The sequence below is a fragment of the Gilliamella apicola genome (assembly GCF_003202915.1).
Taxonomy (GTDB): domain Bacteria; phylum Pseudomonadota; class Gammaproteobacteria; order Enterobacterales; family Orbaceae; genus Gilliamella; species Gilliamella apicola_Q.
On the sequence record NZ_QGLP01000006.1, the window covers coordinates 177,270 to 200,659 of the forward strand.

A 23,390-nucleotide genomic window follows, 5' to 3' on the forward strand; every position below is an offset into this window, starting at 1 on the left:
CATTTAGTAATAGTGATCAAAAAAAATATTTCAATTCGCGGTTTTGCGTAAAAAGGAGAGCGGGTGGTTTTAGGGATGCTTCGTTATGAACTTTGTACCCTCCTCTCTAGGTATAAAGGTTTCTTTGTAATGGTTTAATAATTCCAGACACCAAATAAGGTGGTAAAATAACATCATAAAAATGAGGAGAACCATGATAATGGACAGTCGAAGTTATACAACAGAATCTAAACGGGATTCTGTATCTAAAATCGAAGTAAAATCATACTCACCAACCTATGCAACTGAAATATGCGATTTATTTCATTCGACTATTCATGCTATTGATACCGATATTTATAGCAAAGCAGAGCAAGAAGCATGGTGCCCAACACCACCAGATTATCAGATGTGGTTAAAACGTTTAGATAATACTCAGCCTTATATGGCTATCTTTGGCTCACGCCTTGCTGGGTTTATTGAACTCAAAGACGATGGTTACATAGACTGTTTTTACGTGCATCCTGACTTTCAAAAACGTGGCATAGCTAGAAAACTCTATGACCATATACTTGACTTGGCTCACCAGAAAAAGCTTTCACAATTAAGTGTAGATGCTTCAAAAGTAGCCATGCCCATTTTCAAAAAATGGGGTTTTAAAATAAAGCGGGTTAACAAAATATCCAGAAAAAACCAGGTACTGATAAATTACCATATGTATAAACCACTTTGATTTTTATTGAGACCTTTGTACCGTAAAGCTTCACTCAAACTAAATTCCTAACCGCGCTTTTTTGAGGTATATAGTTTCTTGAGTCCATAAAAAGAGCGCTCAATTTTGCAGTTCTGTTAAATTAAAACAGTTATCTTCATAATAAAGATAACTTATAAATTCCTTTCATGGGGTTGAATTTAAAAAGCCCGTCAAAGAGTTTACAACTATCTTGCTACCGTACGAGCCTGATATTTTGATGTAGCGCGACGGCTCAAATATTTATTATTATCTTTTATTAAATCTCTCATTTACCTATCCTCAAAATATTATTTTAGTCTGCCAATTTTATCATAAACACTTAACTGTATATAAATACAGTGCTATAATGTATATTACTGTATATTAAAGTATTATTTTCGCCTAAGCTGATGCCAGAACATTAGCAAACCTAACGAACTGGCGCAAATTTTTTTAGATCGTGAAAGGTGGTATATGGAACATATTTACTGTGATGATTATCCTAATGTTATGCATTGGAAAGCTGTACAAGAATTTACTATAGAGCAAGCGTCTTTATTATTGGCAGGATTAGATCCCTTCGATTTTAAAGAGGGATTAGATTCAGTAAAACAAATAAATCATTCTAGATGGAAATTAGCTCATGGTTATGCTCTATCGTTAGAAACCTCTATCAGAAGGGGAATTTTAACGCCAATTATATGTGCTAAATATGTATATAATGAATTTCTAGATGAGATGAACGCCACAAAGATAGATCCAAATGATAGAACAGAAACAATGTCTTATCGGCACACCATAATAACAAGAAGTTCCTTAAATCAATGGGTCACTAATGAAAATGTTATCTTAGTTCTTCCATATCGAGCTAAAAAAAACCCTCCCCCTATTATTCAAGAAATCAGTATAGAAGATAATAATATAAAAAAATTACCAAATAACACACAGCACTCTTCCGAAGGATTGGAGTTAACACAAGAGATAATTGAGCAATTTTGGTCTACTTATGATACCGAAAATAAACAAACAGCTCCAACAAAAAAAGAAGTAATTGATTATTTAATTGGTAAAGGAGTATCTAAAAACTTAGCAGAAGCGGTTGATATAGTATTGCGTCCTTTCGAATTAAGAAAAGTAGGACGAAGAAAGGGGTAAGCCTATTTACTGTATTTTCTATATAAATGGATAGGAATACTTTAATTAAATAAGTTACTACTATTAAAAAATTAACCCACCTATTTTAATTATACCATAATGCTACAGTTACCTTGTTTTAATAACTTTTATAACGAGGTAACAAATGACAAATACAATCCTATCCAGAAGAGAAGTTAAAAATTTACTTCACTTCAAATCTGACACTAGTCTTTATACGCTAGAAAAGAAAGATAAAACCTTTCCCCAAAAAATCAGAATCGGCTTGCGTCGCGTTGGGTATCGCGCTGATGAAATTTACTCTTGGCTTGAATCTCGTAGAGTAGAACGTCGAGAGGTGGCTTAATGGTGATAAAGCAAAACCCTTTATATCGCGAAATGATAAAGGGCTAACACTGGAATAATGACGCTTCCAATGATAGCCAATCTCGCGATAAGTGTCTAGCTAAAACACCAAATTAACTAATTGATTTTAAAGCAAAGCGAAAAAATTCGTTACGGTTTCCCCTTGCCTAAATTTAGCTAAAAGGGGGAATTTTCTGACACGTTAAGAGAGATGAAAAATGACAGATTTAAGTATTAAAAATAATGATATTGAATTGGCGCAATCCAAATTTGACTTAATCGCCACTAATAAAACGATTAATAATTTAAGGACACGTTAGAGGGCTAAATCATGACTACAAGCTTATATAACAACCTAGCAATACAGATGTATCCCCAAACCTTAAATAATCGCCCAATGAATCGCTACGGCGCAATTTTCCGACACGTTAGGAAAGATTTTATTGATATCACTACGCGCGCGCGTATGAGTCGGAAAACTTATTGCATGAGGTTGAATTTTAAAAAATGGTTTTGCATGTCCATAAAAAGGGAAAGCAGAATACTAATAACTAAGTTTTGTCAGTCCATAAAAAGGAAACCAAGAAAACAAATACCACCAAAAAGTGGTATTAAGCTAGTAAATTATTTCTTATTTGGTTTGGTGAGTTTTTCTCGACAAGCAGAAATAACCCAAGCTGAAAAGTTGGTGTTCTCTTTTTGGGATTGCTCATCTATTTTTTCTATTAGTTCGTGTGGAAAGCGGATATCTTTACGTTTTGACTTACTGGTTTCATTTGCCATATTGGATATTCATAAGTTATTAGTACGGACAATATACACTAAAGTAAAGAATAAAAATAGTGTTGACATGTACGGACAAAATAAAATATATTGTACGGACACATTAAATTTTAACATTTTAATAAAAACAATAGCCCAAAGAGTTCGCACCTCAATGAGCTATCTAACCACAAACATTAAACGGAGTAATGCTATGGCTAATAGTAATGATACCCTATGCCCTAAAAATGGGCAATATGACCTACCTAACCTTTTATCTGTCTTGAATTTATATCAGGCTGATATCCAACCACAAAACTTATTACACGCAAAAGCACACTTAGAGGAACTTAGACAATCAATTCTATGGGGAATCGGTGCTATTGGTAATTTGTTATTTTGGGCTTCTGAATGTGAAGAATATGAGGAACAACAATTTAAAGACGATACACGTGACATTGGTTACCTGTTAGCACAATTAAAAAACGTTGTTTGCTTTGTTTCCAATCAAATTAATTTACTTGACGATAAACTTAATCATAAGGAAGTTAACAATAATGAATAATAACCAAAAAATAACCGCAATCCACCATATCATCGTTGATTCAACTATGGCAATAATAGCAAGTCTATTTTTAATTGAGCAGATTAACAAAAATGATAGTCAAGTATTTGTTCATGAGGGTGTCAAGATTGATATTAACAAAGATTTAATTGTACTAGGGTTAAAAATCAACCTTAAGCAATACTTAATTGAGAATTTCGGCGAAAGTGAGGGATTAAATCGCACTTATGGCGTGTTAAAAGACATGTACACAGAAAACGAAGATAAACCTATTTCATTAACTCCACTCGGGCAAGAATTACTTTCAACATTGTTTATTGGTTTAGCCGAAGATATCAAAGCTGAATCTAACGCGACAATTCACTAAGGTGGTGGTAATGAAAATAAATGAAGTTACAGCCGAAGCGGTGGGTAAATGGCAATCAATCTTTAGTTCATTAGGTATTGATGTGGGTAATGGCAAACATTGCCCCTGCCCTGTCTGTGGTGGTAAAGATAGATTTAGATTTGATAATAAAAATGGGCGCGGTACTTATATCTGCAATCAATGCGGTAGCGGTGACGGCTTAGAACTTATTAAAAACTATTATCATTGTGACGCGAAAGAGGCGAGCAATAAAGTAGCCGAATACTTAAATTTAACCGTTCAGGTGAGCCATTTAACCCGATGCGAATTAGCTCAGCGGTTGAATCGCTCAGGTTATCACTGCCTATAATGAGAACACCTCAGAAAGATATAATCTGCTTTAAAAATGGTGTTTATGAGCTGAAGACACAAACTTTTAGACCTCACAATAAAAAAGATTGGTTATTGGTAAGTAATGATATTGATTATTACCCTGCCAAAGAAAATGAATCCTTCGAAACTCACGCGCCAAATTTCGCTAAATGGCTAAAAAGAGCATCAGGCAATCAAGATAAGGCTAAGAACATACTAGCTGGGCTTTATATGATATTAGCTAATCGTTATGACTGGCAATTATTCTTAGAAGTTACAGGCGCAGGTGGTAGCGGTAAAAGTGTATTTGCTGAAATCGCAACTATGTTATCAGGCAAAAATAATACTGTTATAGGCACAATGGAATCACTGGAAAAGGCAAGAGATAGAGCCTTAGTAGTTGGTTACTCTCTTATCATTTTACCAGACCAACCGCGATATATGGGTAGTGGAGCAGGTTTAAAAGCCATTACTGGCGGTGATGAAGTCGCAATTGACCCAAAACACAAACAACCCTATTCCTGCAAGATTCCAGCAGTAGTGTTAGTAATCAACAACGAAGCCATGCGATTTAATGAGCACAACGGGGGCATATCAAGACGAAGGGTAATATTTCACTTTGGCAAGGTCATCCCAGAAAAAGAACGAGACTTAAACTTGGTTAGCAAAATAGAGCAAGAGCTACCCTCAATTGTTAGACTGCTACTTAATGAGTTCGCTAACCCTAATGAGGCTAAAGAACGATTACACAAACAGCAACAATCGGAAGAAGCAACGACTATTAAAAGAGAATCTGACCATTTAGTCGATTTCTGTAGCTATTTTGACGCGTTAAACAACCCTAACGGTATGTTAATAGGAAATCTTGGAATTACGCCATTTAATCCAAGAAAGTATCTTTACCATGCTTATATTGAATACATCCGTAATACAGGGCTGAATAATCCCCTATCCCTTACCCAATTCGGCACATCTTTAAGTTATGCAATGAACAAGGACGGCAAGCAATACATAAAGAAGCGCTATACAGCAGGAAATAAAACTAATTTAGAACTTAATTTAAACGCTAGTAAAGACTGGTTACCTAAAGCAGAAGAGCCTACTTAATTTTTTTGTTTATGAGTATTCTAACCGCCTGATTGGCGGTTTTTTGTATAGTACGAATGTAGAGTTAAAATATAGACCGTACATGGTGATTATTTAGCAATATAAATTTTAATTTTAATATCATTTTGTTCATTATAAATTAAATAACAAAATTGGCTGTTATTTTCGTATTTATGCTTTGACCCAAATCGGGGCTACTGTTGGTCCTTGCCCAAGGAAAAAGGCAAAATGAATATTCATTGCACCAATAGGTTCAATAAAACGACTATTACACAAAGGACCAGCGTCAATCGGTTCAAATCCAATTGAATTAGCAATGTTTGATACAACGGTTTTCGCGTTATCATCATCAGAAGCAATAAAAACTTGCAAAGTTTGTTTTGTTCGTGCTGATGTAGGTAATAATTGAGCAAAGATAGTATTAAATGCTTTTACGATTTTCGCCTTTGGTGCCAATGCTTGAATTTCTTCTGCGCCTGATGTGACATGACCAATCAGTAACTCTTTAAAGTCTTCCGTAACTGGGTTAGTTATATCAATTAATATTTTATCGGTTAAATCACCACAAGAGAGTAATACCTCTTTTACGGCTTGATAAGGTAGTGCTAAAATCACCATTTCGGCTGATTTTACCGCGGTTTCAATACAACCGCTTTCAGCGCCTATATTTTTTGCGAGAGTCTGAGCTTTTGCTGAGTTTCTGCTTGCAATTACAATATCATGATTTGTTGTGGCAAGTACATTTGCAAGTCCTGTCCCCATATTTCCTGTTCCAATAATAGCAATTTTCATTTTTATCTCCTGTTTATGAATGAATTGATAAAACTATACAATAGAAATAAAAAGTGATAAATTTCAGTTATATTTCATATTTAAAAACAAATTGTTTCTAATGGATAGATTAACTTCTATGTCTGTTTTTGTGAAAGCCGTTGAATTAGGCTCATTTTCGGCTACAGCAAACGTATTTAATATGTCACCGCAATTAGTTGGTAAACATGTCCGCATGCTTGAAGAACACCTAAATGTTCGTTTATTAAATAGAACAACTCGTCACCAGAGCTTAACCGAAGTAGGACGTGCATTTTATGAACGAGCCAAAAATATTCTTGCCGAAGTTGAAGAGTCAGAAGCGATTGCAGCACAAATTAATGCCACACCTCGAGGGCGAATTAAGATTAGTGCACCAACAACATTTGGCACTCATGCATTAGCACCTCAGTTACCCGAGTTTTTAAGCACTTATCCAGAAATTTCCATTGATTTATCACTTACTAATCGTATTGTTGATTTAATTGATGAAGGATTTGATTTAGTTTTCAGAGTTGGCGAATTACCTGATAGTGGACTAATTGCAAGAAAATTAAAACCTTATCAATTGATTTTGTGTGCAGCTCCTTTATATCTAAAATCCTCGCCACCGATTAATTCGCCAAAAGATCTTAAATATCACGAATGTTTAGGTTTTTCTCACACAACATTACAAACTCATTGGCAATTTGAGGGAGCTGAGGGTCATTTTTCTGTACCTGTATCAGGGCGATTCATGACCGACAGTGGTGATGCACTATTACCAGCAGCCATTGCTGGATTAGGTATTATGTTACAATCAGCCGAAATGGTGACACCAGCAATAGAAAAAGGACTGTTAGTTCATCTTTTACCTGACTATCATGTACCAACCCGACCCATGCATATTCTTTATGCATCTAATCGCCATGTTTTACCTAAACTAAGATGTTTTATTGATTTTTGTATTAAAAAATTTGGTGAATGTGAACAAAGTTAGAAATCATAATAGGCTGTATAAATTGGTTACCTAAAGCAGATAAGCCTGCTTAATTTTTTTTATGAGTATTCTAACCGCCTTGATTGGCGGTTTTTTGTATTATACAAAATAGATACTTAAGGAAATAAACAAATATATTAAAGCTAAGGCTAAAATTACTTTGGAGTTAAGAGATAACTTTCGGTAAGTAAATCGAATATGTCTTTATCTGATAAATGTTCAGAAAGAATAATGCTGATCCAATGAAATTACCCCAAATCTAGCATTAAATCGGATACCAAACAGGATACAGAAAAAGACATTAACTAAATTTTTTATTTTTTATTCAACATATTATTTAATTTATTCGAGTCCTATAACAGGGCTGGAAAAATAGATTTTATAACTTTGCCTTAATAACGATTATAATTTTATTTCTTAAAAATTGAACAATCCTCTAAATCTTCGCATTAAAATTTAAACCTTCAACGTATTCACCACAACCCGTAATGCGGATGATATATTGCGATGTGGATAGTAGAGGTATAAAGGTGGAAAAGTATAGCTATACTCATTAAAAATGCGGATGAGTTGACCATTAGCCAGTTCCTTTGCAATCAGTTCTTCGGGTAAATAAGCAATCCCTAATCCCATTTTTGCGGCAACGAGCGTTGGATAATCATCATTTAAAATCCATTGTCCTTGTGGGGTGATTTTAATAATTTGACCTGAGTACTTAAATTCCCACTGAAAAAGATGTCCGTTGGATAAACGATAACCAATACATTGATGTTGTGTTAACTCTTGTATCGTGCTAGGAAATCCCTTTTTTTGAAAATAATCAGCCGTTGCTACCACCGCCATTTTCATAGGTTGACTAATGCAAACAGCGACCATATCTTCGGCAACATCACTACCAAAACGAATACCCGCATCAAATCCTTTTGCAACAATATCAACAAAACGATTATCACTAATAAACTCAAACTGAATATCAGGATATTTGTCCTTAAAATGGGCTAATTTAGGGAGTAGTAGCGTTTCAATCACTTGTAGTCCACAGTTAATACGCACTAAGCCAGATGGTGAATTTCGATAGTGTTCAATCAGTTGAAGTTCGTTATCTATTTTAGCAAAACTTGTTTCAACAGTGCGAAATAGCTGCTCGCCAACTTGGGTAAGCGAAACGCTTCTTGTCGTACGATTAAATAACTGTACCCCTAAACGCTGTTCCAATTGATGAATTTTTTTACTTAGTGCAGGGGAAGAGATCCCCAGTTTTTGTGATGCTTTATTAAAATTTTTTTCTTGTGCAACCTTTAAGAAGGCAAGTAGATCATTATAGTTTTCACGTTTAAGCATAAAAATCGTAATTAATGACGTCATTTGATATTAGTCAGTAGTAAAATTTACTAATAACTCCAAGTTAATAGTATATGAACTTTTTTGCATATTATCATTATATTATTAACCGATATAATTTATGTCTAGCAACAAAATGGGTAACACATTCTTTTCTAAAGGAAACATAAATGAAACTAAAAGTCATTACTTCAGCGTTATTATTTAGTACAACTTTATTTGGAGCAACCGCTATGGCAGATATTCGTTCACAAACTGTTATTGAAATTCCGACACAAACGATTCAATTGGAACAAAATTGGGATAAAATTTTCCCTAAAAGCGATAAAGTTGAACACCATAAAGTTACCTTCAAAAACCGCTATGGTATTACACTTGCCGCTGACTTATATATTCCTAAGGACGTTATTGGCAAATTACCGGCGGTTGCAGTGAGTGGTCCATTTGGCGCAGTAAAAGAGCAATCATCAGGTTTATACGCACAAACGCTAGCTGAACGTGGATTTATTACTGTAGCATTTGACCCGTCATTTACGGGTGAAAGTAGTGGCTTGCCACGTAATCAAGCCTCTGGTGATATCAATACTGAAGATTTTAGTGCTGCAATTGATTATCTTGGCTCTCTCGATAATGTTGATCAAAACAGAATCGGTATTTTAGGGGTATGTGGTTGGGGTGGAATGGCGTTAAATGCAGCAGCAATTGATACTCGAATTAAAGCCGTAGCCACCAGTGTTATGTATGATATGAGTCGTGTTATATCAAAAGGTTATAATGATAGCATGACTAAAGAACAACGATTAGCTATGAAACAAGCCTTAAATGATAGCCGTTGGGATGATGCAAAAAATGGTTATGCCACTAAAAATCCGAGAAATAACATTCCGGCAGATCAAATAACCGATGAAACACCTAAATTTATGGCTGATTATTCCCGTTTTTATACCACTGAACGTGGATTCCATATTCGAGCGGCTAATTCTAATCCCGATGGTTCTTGGGTATTAACAATGCCGCTTTCATTTGCCAATATGCCACTATTAAGCTATGCCAATGAAATCAGTGCAGCAACATTAATTGTAGCGGGTGAAAAAGCCCATTCTCGTTACTTCTCGGAAGATACTTTTAAAGCGGTTGGTAGCCAAAATAAAGAATTAGTCATTGTTCCTGATGCTAGCCATACTGACTTATATGACAATAGAACTAACAAAATTCCATTTGATAAATTTGAACAGTTCTTTAAAGACAATTTGAAATAATCATACTTAATCAATTTAGCTTATTCACATTGTAAAAAGCCACCAAAATTTGGAGGCTTTTGTGTTTTTACGATAAGTTATTTAAAAGTTTTTAAACATTTTATTTATGACTAAATATCAACATAATTAAAGAATTACTCCTGTTTCCACCAGTGAGTAAAATGCTTTTCTCGTCTGTCTAGCCAAATGGGTTGGACAATGATCGGGGGTAAATAAGTCAAACTCAGGATCTTGACTGTTATCGGTAATGCGTTTAAATGGCTCATACCAAGGATGATTTGAGATTGAGAAACGCCCTACATGCGCAGGCATTAACACATTGGCCTGTAAATCTTTAGCTGCAAGTATGGCTTGTTTAGGAGTCATGTGAATATCCGCTCAACGCGCATCGTATTGACCACTATCTAAAATACCAAATCAAAGCCATTAATTAGATTCGCTATCTGTTTAAAGTGCGGTCCATAGTGGCGGGCAGATAAAACATAATGCGTAAAATCATTGTCTAATGTTAATTCGCTATACCTGTCATACGATTTTTCGAATATCTCCAATAACGTAAATGGGCTCCAACACCCAATGGAACAATTGCTTGTTTGACTTTATTATATAAACCAGTCACGGTTGGATAATCGAGATGATCCCAGTGATCATGTAATATCAGTAAATAATCAATCTCTGGCAAATCTATTACACGATATGATGTTGTGCCACTAAAGGCTTTATTTAAAAAAAGAGAATGAGGTGCATAATCACTTAATACCAGATCGATTAAGATACGTTTACCATGTAATTGTACATAATAATAGGAGTGACCAAGCCATATAAGCAAATCTTCGTTACTTGCTAAAGCATTAAGATCTGTTTTTATTGCAGGCAAATTCTGACTGGGGACGGTTTCTTTATTACCATAAAAAAAATCATTCCACAAAATGGAAAAGATGTAGGAATCATTTGTTAATTTTTGTGTTGGAATAAGATTATGAAATTGACCATTCGTATAATTAGGGGAACTTGTGATTTGTGCCAACAGTTCGTCTTGTGGCGATTGACCAAATTTGCGAGCGCGTAAAATAATCCATGCCGTGATTGCCAGTGCAACGGATAAAAGTAATAATATTACCACCATTTTATAAATCCATTTTTCATATTTTAATACCTTATTTAATTTACTCCACACGACTTATTGTTGCCACAAAATCCTGTTTTAAATTTGCTAATACCGATCGGCCAGACTCAATATGACCCAATGTATACAATTGTGAATTTGTTCCTACACCTTGATAAAACAGAGCCAAATTGCCCCAAGGCGCATAATAAGTAAAATCTCCAGAAATATGAGCGGCATTTGCCATACCTTGAGTAATTAAGCGTTGTGGCAGATAAGCGATCTTCTCGGCACCAACATAATCACTAAAAGTCAGTGTTAAAGGTAGTAGTGCCAGTAGCTGATGACTGGCAGGAGTATCGAGCAAATTGACTATCACTTGCTGATCGTCAATAGTCAGTTTTATTTTTGCTAATGTTGTACTTTCAGTTCTTTGACTAAACGCCGAGAAACTCATCAAAAGTGTAATAAATGCGGTTATAAACAAGTTTAATTGTCGTAATAGATGTCTATTTATCATGATGATATCGCCTAGAGTGAGAATTATAATGTAATAAGATACGATTTTGATTATATGGTGCAATCGTTTTAGGTGTGACCATAAAGGCAGTAACATTACCAAGCTGCGTAGCTGTAACACTGACTTGCATTCGTTCTTTTAACGTAGGAAGTGTTTTTAATGTTTGGGAAGCAATCGTATCGACCCATTGATGCCATTCGGCATTAATTTTAGGATGATCATTCCAAAAAGGGGTGGCGCCAGAGACTAAAGGTTGTAATGACTGACTCACTGTTGATAGATTTGGATAATGTTGCACAGCCACTTCTGCCGTGTTCGCAAGTGTTGTTTGTACAAAAGTTAGCATAAACACTAAAGTCGTAAACTTGAATTTCATTTGTGATCCTTTTTATCTATATAAGATTGATTAAGCAAGGTTGCCTGTTGCTTTTTTATATAAACTAAAACACAAGGCGGTAATGATGGCACCCATAATACAAATAATCGTGGCCGTGATAAAAATACCACTAACCCCTAATTGGTCAAAGGTCATTCCACCAACACCAGCCGCTAAACCAATGGAAAATTGAATCGCGGCAACCGATAATCCACCAACCAGTTCAGCTTTATCAGCAAGCGTTCGAGTGATCCACGTTGACCAACCAACAGGGATAAATCCAAACACAAATCCCCAAGCAATCACTAATGTAGTATCCATAGTCACATTATCAGAACTTAAAAACCTATATTTAATAAATAAGAGCATGGCTATAGCAGCTAAGACTAAATGAATGGCGATCATCACAGGTCTAAAAAATCGGCCAAGTAGTAAACCTGCAACAAAGGTTCCGATGCAATTAGCGATACCAAACACCAATAAAATAAGGGTTAATGGACCGGCTTGTAGTGCTAAATTGTGCTCTAAAAACGGTCGCAGATAAGTAAAAAAGAGGTGATAACCTCCATAACTAAAAATTGTACCGATAATGCCAAAAAAACACCAATTTTGCTTAAATAGGGCAAACATATTTTTAAAATTACTGCTTTCACACGGTGGTAAAGATGGTAGGGTAAGCCGTTGCCAAACTAGTGCGATAAAACTTAACGCCGCAGCAATAAAAAACACATTACGCCAACCGACTAAATGACCTAAATAACTGGCAAGAGGCAGTGAAATAATCGTTGCAACCGACACTCCGGCATAGACAATACTTAATGCTCGAGGAATATCTTTACTCGGCGCTAATTGTAATACTACAGCAGATGCCATTGACCAAAATCCGCCAACACAAATCCCTAATAGCGCTCGACCAATCAGCATAATGAAATAATTAGGCGCAACAGCAATGAACAAATTGGATAATACTAATAAAATAGAAAAAGTGAATAATACTACTCGACGATTAATATTTTGGGTCATGGGTGCGAGAACCAAACTGGTGACTACCGCAAAAATCCCCACCATTGTGACGCTTTGGCCTGCTTGACCTTCAGTAATATTTAAATCTTGTGCGATAGGTGTTAATAAGCTAATGGGAATAAATTCCGCGGCAATCAAACTTGTTACCCCAATAAATAGCGAGAATATTGCTCCCCAATACGCCGTACTTGGGGAATTTAATAAGTTATCTGACATGGTTAATCCCATTATTCTATTAAAGACCAATGAATTGAATGGTTATGGAATGGGTCATAGTTTAAATAGCAGCTAAAGATATGTAAATTACTTATATCTTATGGTTATTTATGCCTTAAAAGCATAGGTTAAGCTGTATTTAATATCATTAATATCAATAAAAAGAAGTCATAAGAATAAGCTCAGCAAAATAGGAGGATCATTTTGCTCACTTCTATATTCAGAGGGATTTATTGAGAAAAAGCCTGTTTCATTCGCTGTAAACAGATTTCAGCTGCTTTTGAAAAAATTTGATAACGTTTCCAAACTAAGTGAATATCTACCATTAATTGTGGCTCTAAAGGTTTAAAGCAAAGATGACTATTACCAGTTGTGTTAATCAGCTTATCAATACTTAATGCATAACCCATGTTTTTTTCAACCATCAGTGAGGCATTGTAAAGTAGGTTATATGAGCCAATCACATTGAGTTTATCTAAATCACGTTTTAACCAGCGCGTAATTCGGTTATCGACTTCTTTCTGTTTAGAGATAATAAGTGGCAAGTTCCATAAATCGCTAGGTCTAATCACATCTTGATGCGCAAGTGGACTATCTTTACGCATTAACACTCCCCAAGTATCTTTTTCGGGCAATAGTAACGACTCATATTTGCTGATATTTTCCGCACCAATTAATAATCCAAAATCGAGTAAGCCTTTATCGATACGTTCTGTTACTTCATCAGCATCACCACTATAAATATGCACATGAATTTGCGGATAGTCGTGTTGTAATGCCTTAACAACCTCAGCAATTAATCCCATGGCATGGGTTTCGCCACAGCCAATATAGATATCGCCACTGACTTCCTCAGCTGAGGTTTGAAACTCTAATTCAGTTTTTTGCACTAATTCTAAAATTTCTTCAGCACGTTTGCGTAAATGCATACCTTCATCGGTTAAGGTAATTTTACGACTGCCTCGATTAAATAAGGTTTTACCCAATTCTTGCTCTAATTCAGCCAGTTGACGAGATAAGGTTGGCTGAGTCAGATGTAAATACTCAGCAGCCGCAGTGATACTTTCCTCTCTAGCAAGAGCTAAAAAATAACGTAATACTTTAATATCCAAAATAACCTCATATACAACTATTTTTTATGCTTAAAAAGTATAACAATAATTAAGTTATAGGAAAGAGGCATGTTGTTTTTATGTACAGTTCGAATGTAGAGTTATGCAGGGTTAAAATGTAGACCATACATAGCACAAACCATTACAAAATAAGGCTTACAAGAAATCATGTATAGTATGCATAGTTTTTTATAAAATTTTATTTTAATGGGGGTGGGTTAATTTCTTTAACACTCAAATTTGGGTACTGCCTCTTCAGACAGATTTTTACATACGCGAAAAATCAACTTTAAATCAAAAATAAGTGAGTACTAAAAATACACAATTTGAGGGGTCACTTTTCTTTTTAGGTATACGTTTAGGTATACAATTCAGTTTATTGAAATAAAACATCCTGTATTGACAAGTGTTTTCATGGCTCAGTTAAGATTCCGCCAGCCCAAATTATCGTTTATTGATGTTCAATAAATTACATTAAAGCTTGAAAATACAATGTTTTCAAGCTTTTTTTATATCCGCAATATTCATTGTGATTCAGTGACAATAAAGTATTTTAGTTATATAATTGGTTATATGAAAATGTATAACTAAATAGCGTATAACTAAAAGGGTATAACAATCGCACGTATAACTCCCCCCCTCTCGGATACCAAAATCAAAACATCCAAGCCACAAGAGAAAGAATATACCTTACAGGATGGCAGAGGGTTATATCTGCTCATTAAACCTATTGGTACAAAGATCTGGCGCTTTAACTATTATCGACCCGTTTCTAAAAAACGAGCATTAATTAGTTTTGGTTCTTACCCCGAAATAAGTTTAGCTGATGCTCGTATAAAACGCGATAACGCAAGAGCGTTATTAGCTAAAGGTATTGATCCTCAAGACTATAAACAATCTGAACAACGTTGCTTACAAGAAGAACAAGAGAATACTTTTGAGAATGTAGCTCGTGAATGGTTTACGCTTAAATCTAAATCAAAATTAAAAGAAGCGACACTTAAAGATATTTGGCGCTCGCTAGAATTACATATATTTCCCTCCGTAGGTAACTAGATGATTACAGAAGTGAAAGCTCGGGATTTTATTTCTGCACTAGAACCAGTGAAGGCTCAGGGTAAGTTAGAATCAGTTAAACGTCTTTGTCAGCGTATTAATGAAGTGATGTATTATGCGATGAATATTGGTTTAATTGAGGAAAATCCTGCTGCTAAGATAAGTAATGCCTTTGCTAATCCAATAGTTAAAAATATGCCAGCACTAAAACCTGAAGAATTGCCTGAACTCTTAAAGGCATTGGAAACGGCGAATATCGAACGTCAAACCCGTTGTTTATTGTTCTGGCAACTATTAACTATTACTAGACCAACAGAAGCGGCAGAGGCTAAATGGTCTGAAATTGATTTAGATAATAAACTTTGGACTATTCCTGCTGATCGAATGAAAATGAATCGTGTCCATATGATCCCATTATGCCAACAAGCAATTGAGATACTAGATACAATGAAACCAATTAGTGGGCATCGTGAACATGTTTTTCCAAGTATGAAATCTCCTTATAATAAACCAATGAATAGTCAGACGGTTAATGCTGTGATTAAGCGGGTAGGTTTTGCTGGGCGTTTGGTTGCCCACGGATTTAGATCTATTGCATCAACAGCACTAAATGAAGAAGGATTTGATTTGATGCTATTGAAGCCGCTCTAGCTCATATTGATAGTAATGAAGTACGACGCGCCTATAATAGAGCTATTTATCTAGAACAACGAGTTAAGATGATGCAGTGGTGGGGGGATTTTATTGTGAAGGCTCAATTGGACAATAAATCGCCAAGCATGGTTGCCAATTTATAATACGTTACATCTGTTAATGAAATAAAGTCCTAACTTTATTACCTAAAATAGGAAAAGCCAATGGATTATAATCAATTTTTTAATTCTATCAATATTTTCATAGAGACCCCAATAGTTAAATATATAGAGATTGGGATTATTATATCACTGGTTATTTATTTGGCTTTAAAATGGAAAATAATTATTTTCTTAAAGGATCGGTTATGGGGTATTTTATTGGGTAAAAAAAATTCTGAATTTTTTAATAAGGAATGGAAAGAATTTCATAATAGTAATATAGATATTGCCCACTTTAATGCTTTATATCATATTTCTGCCAATACTGAACGACAGATTAATAAATATCTAAAATGGCTGAAAAGAAATAGAATATCAGCTATTCAAATGATGAAAATTAAAAGTCGTTTTGATATAGAAAAACTATCATTTAAAAAGATTAGGTTTGTGGAATTATTATCTTTTATTTTTGGTGATTTTATTTTATTTATTATAGTTCTTGTTTGTTTAAATTTTGTTGTTACTTCTGCTGCATTGATAAAAGTAGGAGAAAATAGCCCTTGGTTTTGGATATCAGACAGTTACGCAAAGAGTTCTCAATTTTCTTTACTTCCTTTTACTAATACTGACTGGGTATTAACTCCTTCTATGTGTAATACAAAAGAATTTAATGCAGAAAAATGGTCAAAGGAAATGAATTTACCCCTAACTTTGGCAAGAGATATTTGTAAGCATTTTTCTAATAAAGAATCAAAAGACAAAATAACGAATATAGTTAAGGAACAAAGGGTGTTTTTCGGTTTTAACGGTGTATTAATTTTTGTGTATTTTTCATATATTTTCAATTTTTTATCTCAGGTTTTTTATGCTAGAGGTTTAAGGTTAAAGATAAAGAGACATAGAACAAAAAAATGGAGTAAGTAATTAAATTCATCTGAATGCTATGCTATCGAGGTGATTTTTTAAATCACCTTACTATTTTAGTATTAAAAACTATAACGCATACCAACCATTAAATCAGTTGTGCTGAGTTTTAATTCTGATTTTGAACTATTATCAAATGTTGAAACGCTAATTTTGCCACCATAAGTATAACGGGCAATCACATCTGCCGACCAATTGTCAGTAATTTTATAGCTAGCACCTAAACCTGCTGCATAAGCAAAACGAGTTTTGCTTTTAGAATCTTTGTCTGCATCTTCATTATCACTGCCTACAACAAGCCCTGTACGTTCATATTTAAGAAACGCTGCTCCTAATCCTAACGATACATAAGGCGTAAAATTAGTGCCAGGATTGTTTTCATCTTAATAAGTGGCCGATTTTGAATTAGTATTCTTATCAAGATTGCCTCTAGCTGTATAGGTGAGCTCTGTTCGTATCGGCACATCAAATTGTGGCTTAAAATTATAACCAATGCTAAGCCAACCAGCTCATCAAAATCAATAATTACAAGGCGTAAAGCCTATTTTGTTATTCATTAAGCACCAGTAAGATACATTTATCAGCAAAATTTTTAGGTATAGGAATAGTTATATTGATGCACTATAACTAAAAAATGGTATACCTTTGATGCGGTTCACACTATTAACGGATCACCTGCTGATATTTTCTGTTGCAATCAATTGAAACCAGTAATTAATAAAGAATGCCTTGTTTACTCATGTCCCAACTAAACTAATCCAAGTAAATATAATGCAAACTGGTGATTTTTTAGCCGCACGATTCTATCGTTAATCTATCTCTTCTACAGAATATATTATAAATTTAAGCAGATACTATAGACGCTGTTTACATAAGATTTAAACGCAATAATAATCATAATAAGTCCTTTACTTTTTGCCATTCATGTTTAAATCTAAACTTAAGATAGAAAGCAAAAATACGCATTTTGATTTTATGAATGGGGCGATTTTGTTTTTTTTTGATGTCATCTATTGCACTCATTAAGTCATCTTCATCAAAAAACGACCAAACTGGTGGCACTGGTCCGATCGTATTGTAATGACAAGCAGGCGCCACGTAATAAAATAACACATGTTCAACATAGGATATTGGATATAATTTTACTACCGAGGCAATATGGTTATAATCTGCTTGGTTATCAACAAATAGATCTGAAAGCGCAGCATAGAGCTCTTTTTCATTTAATAGTTCCATCTAGTAACTCCTCTATTTCATCATCAAAACTACATAAGACGGTAGCAACCATTGCTTTCGCTAGCTATTAAAACATCAGTCAGAACGCAAAATGAATTAGCATAGAAACTTTCTATTTAAGTTAATCGATATTTAACTCTCTGATTTAATGATTTTTTATAACAGAGTCAAAATTAACTAATAATAACCGAGATATATACCACATGTAATTGGCTCTATCAACTTAACTATAAAACGATTATTAGCGTTTGAATGTTGAACTTGCTTGTTAATTGCAATGGATAAATTACGTTAATTTTCCAATGTTGGCATTGAGTGAATAGGAAATTGTTTTCTGTTTATACTCAAGCAGGTTTGTATGGCGATAATAGTTTGTAGTCAGAAAAAGTATAATCAAGTTTACTACCCTACCTCCCCTATAACAGCAAAACAGTTTGCTAATTATTTGTATTGCATGCATCTTGATGAAGATTCAGATTTCATCAACAATATAACGGACGAGTTTCCTTTGATATCTTTATTTGAGCTTGTCGATAATCCTGACAATTTTATGAAAGACTTGGGATATTTTTTGGAGACAGAGTTTCACTATATCTATCTTTTCAGTTTTACTTCAGGATAAGATACCAATTAAATCAAAATATGAGAGTGATATTATTTATTAATTGAATAAAAAATTGCATCAATTTGATTTATTTTTCGTGAGGTGGCATTAGGTGAATATTCATTTATATGGTGAGCTTGTTGCGTAATAAGCCTGTACCAGTACATTATCACGCAATTCTTCACATTCACCGATTTAATTTTCAGCATTCTTATAACTACTTTAAAAAAGATCAATCCAAAATATAAAACGATTCTGTATTTGACGGTGAATTACTTATCTTCTTATACACAATAAATTGCGCTACTAAAAATATTATAATTTATTAGATATATAGCTAATAATTAATTATAAACTAATATTCAATTTCCTTTAAATAATGATAGGATTCAAAGGCAATCCTATTCCATTTCGTTATGGCGCTTATTTTTTCTAAACCACATTCATCTGCTCGCCATACAAAACGGTTTCCTGAATAAGTTTCAATTACATTAACATGATTCCAATATAATTGGGATAATAAACTTTCAAACTCTTCTAACCAATCATCCGGCATAACATACATTTCATCATATTCAGCAGCAAAATGAATAATATGCGAATATTTACAAAGCGCTCTATTGTCAAAAGGTAACATTGCAAACATATCCCGACAAATATAAGAACCATATTGAGGAAGTCGTTGTAAGACTGCCTTATTAAAATCACTTAAAGCTTTGTCATCAGCGGCGGATGAGGAGATATACCCATATATGATTGCCATTCTATTTAATCTTTTTAGTTATAGTTTAATGTTTAATTGATAGTAATATAGTGATATGAATAAATTCTACCATATCTAATTGATGATTCTCCACTTTTAACTTTAGTAATAAATAATTAATACTTATTGCTGTAATAAGGATTTATTTAATAATTGGAATTATTCTTTAACCATAAAGATGGTTGCCTGATATAGTATGTTTAACTCTAATTAACACATTTTGATTAGATGTATAAAATTTCAGAAGAAGTTGCTACAAAATAAATAGAAAAGTCCATGCGACATAATATAAATTCTTAAATCCAATAACGTTAAAAAATAACAATCTTACAGCAACCATAAATTCTATCGCATTTAAAATAGTGAAAAATAGTATTAAAGATATGGGAGTATTTTTATCAGTAAATGGAGCTAAAATTTAGTAATTTATCTCTCGATGAAATTTTATCATTATATAAATTTAATCTGTATTATGGATCTTCATCAGAACATTTTTACTCTAATGAGTTAGTAATTAATTGGGCTGAAAAGCAAGTTATGCAAAATAATGATTCCGAAATACTTTTGATTATTGCGTCTTTAGGACTTGATAAGCAAATTGATAGTGATGAAGTTATTACATATTTAAAAAGATATCTTGCAAAAAAAAATATTGCTATACCTGATATTAATTATAGCAGTCTAATTGTCTTAAAGCTTTTGATTCAAAAAATTATATCAAGCAATAATTTGAATGATATTGATTTCCTTCTTTCAAGTTTTGTATTTAAATACATTGATTTGGACAATAAATATTTTCATAAAATAACGAAATATTGGCTATTTATCTATTATGACTACTTTGCAAGATATGAAGAACCTAATTGTTATTATCCTAAAGAACAACTGTGTGAAAAAAAACAATATGATAAAATTAAATTTCTAGCGAAAAGATTCTATACTTTATTGAATAACAAGGAAATGGTTCAATTTTTAGCTAAATATTAATAGCTATATTTAAATTAAAACTATCTCTATATAGTTTTGAAGAATATGAGAGAATACCTTTGACAAAATATTCATCGAATATCTCCTGTTCCATTAAGTGTTTTATTGAAGAGGTTCTATAAGTAATTATATAAGATGAAAAACCTCCAAAATCCATTTAAAATCGATTCGCTATTCAGCTCTAATACCCCGTAAATTTCTCTCTTTCAACCACCATACTTTGATTTAGAAACTGCTTTATTTTCTCTTCTATTTGACTTTCAATAGTTTTAAGTCGTAATAAAGGCACACCTGCTTTATCAAGAATGGCATTCTTCAGCTGATCTCGTTTCCTTTGCTCTGGTTTATTGTGATCATCGCCATCCACTTCAACCACTGCTATAGGGTATTTACCGGTTTTGAAATAGAGAACAAAATCACAACTGGCTTTATGGTGCATATATTCAAGTTCAAGCTCGGTAAAGCTGTTGTTGTTTTTTGAAACCAGCTGTTCTAAAAGAACTTGTTGATGGTATATCATGGTTTGATAAGTATTTTCTTTCAATATATCACGCAGTAATTGGGCTATAATCCGTTCGGATTTATATTTTGAGTCATGTTTTCTTAACCGTGAGTTAAGAACCTCTAACGACTTATCGTAATCTTGATAAAGTAAATCAAAAGCCGAAATAACCGGACTTTGGTAAATATGATCGTTATCCGCATAATAGTTAATATAACGAATTAAGGCGGCAATACTCTGGTTATTTTTGGTGAAGACATCATTACCCGTGACAAGCATAAACCTATTTTTAGCCCGCGAAACAGCTACGTTAATTAAATTGGGATCATCAACAAAATTGAGCTGTTGTTGGCTGCTGAGCTTTTTATCCAATACAGTAGAAAAAATAATATTATCACACTCTCTACCCTGAAATTTATGCGTTGTAGCTTTGATAATACCGGATGGCAAATGTTCTTGCGATAAATCAATTTGGTTATTGTAGGGCGCAATAAAACCGGTGTTTTCTTCTGTAAAATCTTGCCAACCTACTTTATTGAGAGAGTCAAGTTCTCGCAAATTCGTTAAATTTCTTGTGTGATTACCCGGTGCGGTAACAATTAATGTGAGCGCTTGTTCTCCATTATCTTTGGTCATTGGAATAAGCTGATCATTGTAAAATTGCTTATTACAAAACTGAATGATTTTCGGATGACAACGATAATGCTCTTTCAGTAAAGTGATAGGGATTTTGTCTTGAAATAAGCCAATAAAGGAGTCAAGTAAACTATATTTTTCACAATCATAATATTCATGAGGTGGTTTGATATCTAGTTTGGTAGGTACATGAGGTAGCTGTTTACGATCGCCGACAATAATCACATTCTTTGCACAGCCCAAACCAAGAATACCGGGAATAATATCTTGCTGTGAAGCTTCATCAATAATTAAGTAGTCTATTAAGGCACCTTGCCCCAAAGAGTTGATAATGGAATGAGTACTACTACCTATAATTGGAAAACGTTTAGTAAATTCACTAAAACGTGGTTGATAGTCTTTGTCGGTAAAGGTCGCTTTAAGGTCGATGGTTTGTGAAAGATGCGCTTTCAAATATTGCATTGAAAAACGGGTTAAATCAGCCAATAACGAGTGAAATTGATTTTGTTCAAGTCGCTCTTGATAGCGTTTAAGTAGGTTGTTTTTTTCATTCAACTGCTGATCATAATAAGCCAACTGTAAAAGATTAAAAATTGCTTGACGCTTTTGCCAATTACTAATGAATTTTGTGCGTATTATATTAAAATTAAGCAGAAGTTGTATGCGGTCTTTAAATGTAATCCGACGTTGATCAAGGTAATTTAAATAAGCCAATAAGTCGGTAATTTTCTCTTTGGAAAACTGATATTTACTTAGTAGCTGGGCGTCAGACAATAAGTTTTCACTTTGGCTCTGTTGTAAATAGCCCTTTTCAATAGTCAATTCATCAATTTGCGCTTGCAAGAAAGCAACTTGGTTCTGTGCTTGGAGATGTTCGACTAATGTATTTGAAAGCTCGCTTATTCTTTGTAAAGTTATTGTTTGCTCTTGTTTTTCAAGACTCAGTTCTAGTTCACCGTCAAAGAAGTTTTTTCGTTTATCACTACTGCCTAATTTAGCAACCAGATAATCAAGTTGATCTTTAGCTAATTTTTCATAGACATTTTCTACCGCAGAATTGTTATTGGATAAAATAGCAACCGTGCGATTATTTATCAAAATATTCGCCACAATATTTAAAATAGTTTGGGTTTTGCCGGTTCCTGGCGGGCCTTCAATAATACTGATTTGTGAAGCGAAAGCTTGTTTTACTGCTTTTAACTGACTTTCATTAATTCCAAAAGGATAAATAAGATGTTGAGGAGGCTGGCGTTTTTGGTTTGTTACACTACAATAAGCATGAAGCACCGTATCAGGATGGGGAGTGATTTTATCCAGTTGTCGTAACACATTTTCGGCAATACTTTTATTGTGCTCATCGGCATGTTCAATACGAGCTTGCGCTACTTGCGTAAAGTAGTGAAAAATATCTTCATTTTTAAGATTGGTCTCAGATACAATCTGAATATTCTCACTAAGCATAACGTAGGGTCGGGAATTGTTAGGATAATAGACAACTGTATACTTTCGCCCATAACTTTCAGCTTTTTCAATCCAATCTATTTTCGATTTATCCTTAACAATAAGAAGATTGCCCTTTATTTGCTCAAATGGATTCACTTGGCATTGTGATAACGGCTGAGTATATTTTTTGCCAGAAGGAAAATGGCTAGTGAGTTTGAGTTCTTGATCTTTATTATCATAGTAGAGAGACCAGTCGCTGATTTGCTTGGTTTTATTTTCGCCATTCATATAGATAGAAATCATTGCTTTCAGTCCTTTTAATAGGGAATATATTCCATTA

General features: G+C 33.9%; 23 protein-coding genes and 2 pseudogenes. 12 read left to right on the top strand and 13 right to left on the bottom strand.

All coding sequences use genetic code 11. From position 1 onward, the window contains the following. Positions 1 to 199: 199 nt before the first annotated feature. From DKK79_RS11475 to DKK79_RS11485, 3 genes are all read left to right on the top strand, one after another. On the top strand, positions 200 to 712 hold the full coding sequence (locus DKK79_RS11475; RefSeq protein WP_086361640.1) for a GNAT family N-acetyltransferase: 513 nt from the start codon (positions 200 to 202) through the stop codon (positions 710 to 712). Positions 713 to 1,186: 474 nt separating this feature from the next. Continuing rightward, entirely contained in the window at positions 1,187 to 1,867 is a 681-nt protein-coding gene (locus DKK79_RS11480) for a hypothetical protein (RefSeq protein WP_086361638.1), read from the top strand. Positions 1,868 to 2,012: 145 nt separating this feature from the next. Next, on the top strand, positions 2,013 to 2,213 hold the full coding sequence (locus DKK79_RS11485) for a helix-turn-helix transcriptional regulator (RefSeq protein ID WP_086361637.1): 201 nt from the start codon (positions 2,013 to 2,015) through the stop codon (positions 2,211 to 2,213). Between the two features lie 623 nt (positions 2,214 to 2,836). Here DKK79_RS11485 and DKK79_RS11490 read toward each other — a convergent pair. After that, entirely contained in the window at positions 2,837 to 2,995 is a 159-nt protein-coding gene (locus DKK79_RS11490; RefSeq protein WP_110424210.1) for a YlcI/YnfO family protein, read from the bottom strand. Between the two features lie 193 nt (positions 2,996 to 3,188). Here DKK79_RS11490 and DKK79_RS11495 point away from each other — a divergent pair, with 193 nt between their 5' ends. Genes DKK79_RS11495 through DKK79_RS11510 form a run of 4 tightly spaced genes read left to right on the top strand, consistent with a single transcriptional unit; the run spans position 3,189 to position 5,364 of the window. Next, a complete protein-coding gene (locus DKK79_RS11495; RefSeq protein ID WP_110424211.1) occupies positions 3,189 to 3,539 on the top strand; it encodes a hypothetical protein in 351 nt (116 codons plus the stop codon). Further along, complete coding sequence (locus tag DKK79_RS11500) at positions 3,532 to 3,906, top strand: hypothetical protein (protein WP_110424212.1); 375 nt, start codon at positions 3,532 to 3,534, stop codon at positions 3,904 to 3,906. Before DKK79_RS11495 ends, DKK79_RS11500 begins: the two co-directional genes overlap by 8 nt. 10 nt (positions 3,907 to 3,916) lie before the next feature. Then, positions 3,917 to 4,255 carry a primase-helicase zinc-binding domain-containing protein gene (locus DKK79_RS11505; RefSeq protein WP_110424213.1) on the top strand — a complete coding sequence of 113 codons (339 nt, stop codon included), beginning with the start codon at positions 3,917 to 3,919 and terminating at the stop codon, positions 4,253 to 4,255. Beyond that, positions 4,255 to 5,364 carry a DNA primase family protein gene (locus DKK79_RS11510; RefSeq protein ID WP_181415314.1) on the top strand — a complete coding sequence of 370 codons (1,110 nt, stop codon included), beginning with the start codon at positions 4,255 to 4,257 and terminating at the stop codon, positions 5,362 to 5,364. Before DKK79_RS11505 ends, DKK79_RS11510 begins: the two co-directional genes overlap by 1 nt. A gap of 171 nt (positions 5,365 to 5,535) precedes the next feature. Here DKK79_RS11510 and DKK79_RS11515 read toward each other — a convergent pair whose 3' ends face one another. After that, positions 5,536 to 6,156 carry an NADPH-dependent F420 reductase gene (locus DKK79_RS11515; protein WP_065603043.1) on the bottom strand — a complete coding sequence of 207 codons (621 nt, stop codon included), beginning with the start codon at positions 6,154 to 6,156 and terminating at the stop codon, positions 5,536 to 5,538. Between the two features lie 100 nt (positions 6,157 to 6,256). Here DKK79_RS11515 and DKK79_RS11520 point away from each other — a divergent pair, with 100 nt between their 5' ends. Next, the gene (locus DKK79_RS11520) at positions 6,257 to 7,153 is read left to right on the top strand and encodes a LysR family transcriptional regulator (RefSeq protein ID WP_086272454.1); all 897 of its coding nucleotides are present in this window, start codon (positions 6,257 to 6,259) and stop codon (positions 7,151 to 7,153) included. A 456-nt stretch (positions 7,154 to 7,609) separates the two neighbouring features. Here the strand turns inward: DKK79_RS11520 and DKK79_RS11525 are convergent, their stop codons facing one another. Then, positions 7,610 to 8,494, bottom strand: a complete 885-nt coding sequence (locus DKK79_RS11525; RefSeq protein ID WP_110424273.1) for a LysR family transcriptional regulator — start codon at positions 8,492 to 8,494, stop codon at positions 7,610 to 7,612. Positions 8,495 to 8,664: 170 nt separating this feature from the next. On the opposite strand from DKK79_RS11525, the gene DKK79_RS11530 reads away from it, so the two are divergent. Continuing rightward, a complete protein-coding gene (locus tag DKK79_RS11530) occupies positions 8,665 to 9,753 on the top strand; it encodes an alpha/beta hydrolase (protein ID WP_110424215.1) in 1,089 nt (362 codons plus the stop codon). 126 nt (positions 9,754 to 9,879) lie between these two features. On the opposite strand, the gene DKK79_RS11535 is transcribed toward DKK79_RS11530, so the two are convergent. The 6 genes from DKK79_RS11535 to DKK79_RS11560 form a co-directional block, all read right to left on the bottom strand. Further along, on the bottom strand, positions 9,880 to 10,119 hold the full coding sequence (locus tag DKK79_RS11535; protein WP_110424216.1) for a hypothetical protein: 240 nt from the start codon (positions 10,117 to 10,119) through the stop codon (positions 9,880 to 9,882). A gap of 142 nt (positions 10,120 to 10,261) precedes the next feature. Continuing rightward, positions 10,262 to 10,879: an MBL fold metallo-hydrolase gene (locus DKK79_RS11540; protein WP_110424217.1), complete on the bottom strand. Its 618-nt coding sequence runs from the start codon at positions 10,877 to 10,879 to the stop codon at positions 10,262 to 10,264. A gap of 40 nt (positions 10,880 to 10,919) precedes the next feature. Continuing rightward, positions 10,920 to 11,378, bottom strand: a complete 459-nt coding sequence (locus DKK79_RS11545; RefSeq protein ID WP_220019254.1) for a cyclophilin-like fold protein — start codon at positions 11,376 to 11,378, stop codon at positions 10,920 to 10,922. Continuing rightward, positions 11,368 to 11,754 carry a hypothetical protein gene (locus DKK79_RS11550; protein WP_110424218.1) on the bottom strand — a complete coding sequence of 129 codons (387 nt, stop codon included), beginning with the start codon at positions 11,752 to 11,754 and terminating at the stop codon, positions 11,368 to 11,370. Before DKK79_RS11550 ends, DKK79_RS11545 begins: the two co-directional genes overlap by 11 nt. Positions 11,755 to 11,784: 30 nt before the next feature. After that, positions 11,785 to 12,993, bottom strand: coding sequence for an MFS transporter (locus DKK79_RS11555; protein WP_110424219.1), 1,209 nt, complete (start codon positions 12,991 to 12,993; stop codon positions 11,785 to 11,787). Positions 12,994 to 13,223: 230 nt separating this feature from the next. Then, positions 13,224 to 14,105 (bottom strand): LysR family transcriptional regulator, encoded by an 882-nt coding sequence (locus DKK79_RS11560; RefSeq protein WP_065577686.1) that lies wholly within the window; start codon positions 14,103 to 14,105, stop codon positions 13,224 to 13,226. 618 nt (positions 14,106 to 14,723) lie between these two features. On the opposite strand from DKK79_RS11560, the pseudogene DKK79_RS14985 reads away from it, so the two are divergent. Beyond that, positions 14,724 to 15,958 (top strand): annotated as a pseudogene (locus tag DKK79_RS14985) (integrase domain-containing protein). Positions 15,959 to 16,018: 60 nt separating this feature from the next. Then, on the top strand, positions 16,019 to 16,879 hold the full coding sequence (locus tag DKK79_RS11570; protein WP_110424220.1) for a DUF6216 family protein: 861 nt from the start codon (positions 16,019 to 16,021) through the stop codon (positions 16,877 to 16,879). A 62-nt stretch (positions 16,880 to 16,941) separates the two neighbouring features. Here DKK79_RS11570 and DKK79_RS14990 read toward each other — a convergent pair. From DKK79_RS14990 to DKK79_RS11590, 3 genes and pseudogenes are all read right to left on the bottom strand, one after another. After that, positions 16,942 to 17,244 (bottom strand): annotated as a pseudogene (locus tag DKK79_RS14990) (outer membrane protein); the annotation flags it as partial. A gap of 529 nt (positions 17,245 to 17,773) precedes the next feature. After that, complete coding sequence (locus tag DKK79_RS11580; protein ID WP_034884073.1) at positions 17,774 to 18,115, bottom strand: DUF7079 family protein; 342 nt, start codon at positions 18,113 to 18,115, stop codon at positions 17,774 to 17,776. A 959-nt stretch (positions 18,116 to 19,074) separates the two neighbouring features. Next, positions 19,075 to 19,482, bottom strand: coding sequence for a hypothetical protein (locus tag DKK79_RS11590; RefSeq protein WP_110424223.1), 408 nt, complete (start codon positions 19,480 to 19,482; stop codon positions 19,075 to 19,077). 405 nt (positions 19,483 to 19,887) lie between these two features. Here DKK79_RS11590 and DKK79_RS11595 point away from each other — a divergent pair, with 405 nt between their 5' ends. Beyond that, entirely contained in the window at positions 19,888 to 20,469 is a 582-nt protein-coding gene (locus DKK79_RS11595) for a hypothetical protein (protein WP_110424224.1), read from the top strand. 181 nt (positions 20,470 to 20,650) lie between these two features. Here DKK79_RS11595 and DKK79_RS11600 read toward each other — a convergent pair whose 3' ends face one another. Next, the gene (locus DKK79_RS11600) at positions 20,651 to 23,353 is read right to left on the bottom strand and encodes an AAA domain-containing protein (RefSeq protein WP_110424225.1); all 2,703 of its coding nucleotides are present in this window, start codon (positions 23,351 to 23,353) and stop codon (positions 20,651 to 20,653) included. Positions 23,354 to 23,390: the final 37 nt, after the last annotated feature.

What these genes read in the sequence shown, in the direction of transcription:
- DKK79_RS11505 (WP_110424213.1), top strand. Translation starts at nt 3,917, where the DNA reads ATGAAAATAAATGAAGTTACAGCCGAAGCGGTGGGTAAATGGCAATCA.
- DKK79_RS11600 (WP_110424225.1), bottom strand. Translation starts at nt 23,353, where the DNA reads ATGATTTCTATCTATATGAATGGCGAAAATAAAACCAAGCAAATCAGC.
- DKK79_RS11590 (WP_110424223.1), bottom strand. Translation starts at nt 19,482, where the DNA reads ATGGCAATCATATATGGGTATATCTCCTCATCCGCCGCTGATGACAAA.
- DKK79_RS11495 (WP_110424211.1), top strand. Translation starts at nt 3,189, where the DNA reads ATGGCTAATAGTAATGATACCCTATGCCCTAAAAATGGGCAATATGAC.
- DKK79_RS11480 (WP_086361638.1), top strand. Translation starts at nt 1,187, where the DNA reads ATGGAACATATTTACTGTGATGATTATCCTAATGTTATGCATTGGAAA.
- DKK79_RS11525 (WP_110424273.1), bottom strand. Translation starts at nt 8,494, where the DNA reads ATGCTTAAACGTGAAAACTATAATGATCTACTTGCCTTCTTAAAGGTT.
- DKK79_RS11595 (WP_110424224.1), top strand. Translation starts at nt 19,888, where the DNA reads ATGGAGCTAAAATTTAGTAATTTATCTCTCGATGAAATTTTATCATTA.
- DKK79_RS11535 (WP_110424216.1), bottom strand. Translation starts at nt 10,119, where the DNA reads ATGACTCCTAAACAAGCCATACTTGCAGCTAAAGATTTACAGGCCAAT.
- DKK79_RS11570 (WP_110424220.1), top strand. Translation starts at nt 16,019, where the DNA reads ATGGATTATAATCAATTTTTTAATTCTATCAATATTTTCATAGAGACC.
- DKK79_RS11540 (WP_110424217.1), bottom strand. Translation starts at nt 10,879, where the DNA reads ATGGTGGTAATATTATTACTTTTATCCGTTGCACTGGCAATCACGGCA.
- DKK79_RS11510 (WP_181415314.1), top strand. Translation starts at nt 4,255, where the DNA reads ATGAGAACACCTCAGAAAGATATAATCTGCTTTAAAAATGGTGTTTAT.
- DKK79_RS11475 (WP_086361640.1), top strand. Translation starts at nt 200, where the DNA reads ATGGACAGTCGAAGTTATACAACAGAATCTAAACGGGATTCTGTATCT.
- DKK79_RS11490 (WP_110424210.1), bottom strand. Translation starts at nt 2,995, where the DNA reads ATGGCAAATGAAACCAGTAAGTCAAAACGTAAAGATATCCGCTTTCCA.
- DKK79_RS11530 (WP_110424215.1), top strand. Translation starts at nt 8,665, where the DNA reads ATGAAACTAAAAGTCATTACTTCAGCGTTATTATTTAGTACAACTTTA.
- DKK79_RS11580 (WP_034884073.1), bottom strand. Translation starts at nt 18,115, where the DNA reads ATGGAACTATTAAATGAAAAAGAGCTCTATGCTGCGCTTTCAGATCTA.
- DKK79_RS11485 (WP_086361637.1), top strand. Translation starts at nt 2,013, where the DNA reads ATGACAAATACAATCCTATCCAGAAGAGAAGTTAAAAATTTACTTCAC.
- DKK79_RS11520 (WP_086272454.1), top strand. Translation starts at nt 6,257, where the DNA reads ATGGATAGATTAACTTCTATGTCTGTTTTTGTGAAAGCCGTTGAATTA.
- DKK79_RS11555 (WP_110424219.1), bottom strand. Translation starts at nt 12,993, where the DNA reads ATGTCAGATAACTTATTAAATTCCCCAAGTACGGCGTATTGGGGAGCA.
- DKK79_RS11545 (WP_220019254.1), bottom strand. Translation starts at nt 11,378, where the DNA reads ATGATAAATAGACATCTATTACGACAATTAAACTTGTTTATAACCGCA.
- DKK79_RS11500 (WP_110424212.1), top strand. Translation starts at nt 3,532, where the DNA reads ATGAATAATAACCAAAAAATAACCGCAATCCACCATATCATCGTTGAT.
- DKK79_RS11550 (WP_110424218.1), bottom strand. Translation starts at nt 11,754, where the DNA reads ATGAAATTCAAGTTTACGACTTTAGTGTTTATGCTAACTTTTGTACAA.
- DKK79_RS11515 (WP_065603043.1), bottom strand. Translation starts at nt 6,156, where the DNA reads ATGAAAATTGCTATTATTGGAACAGGAAATATGGGGACAGGACTTGCA.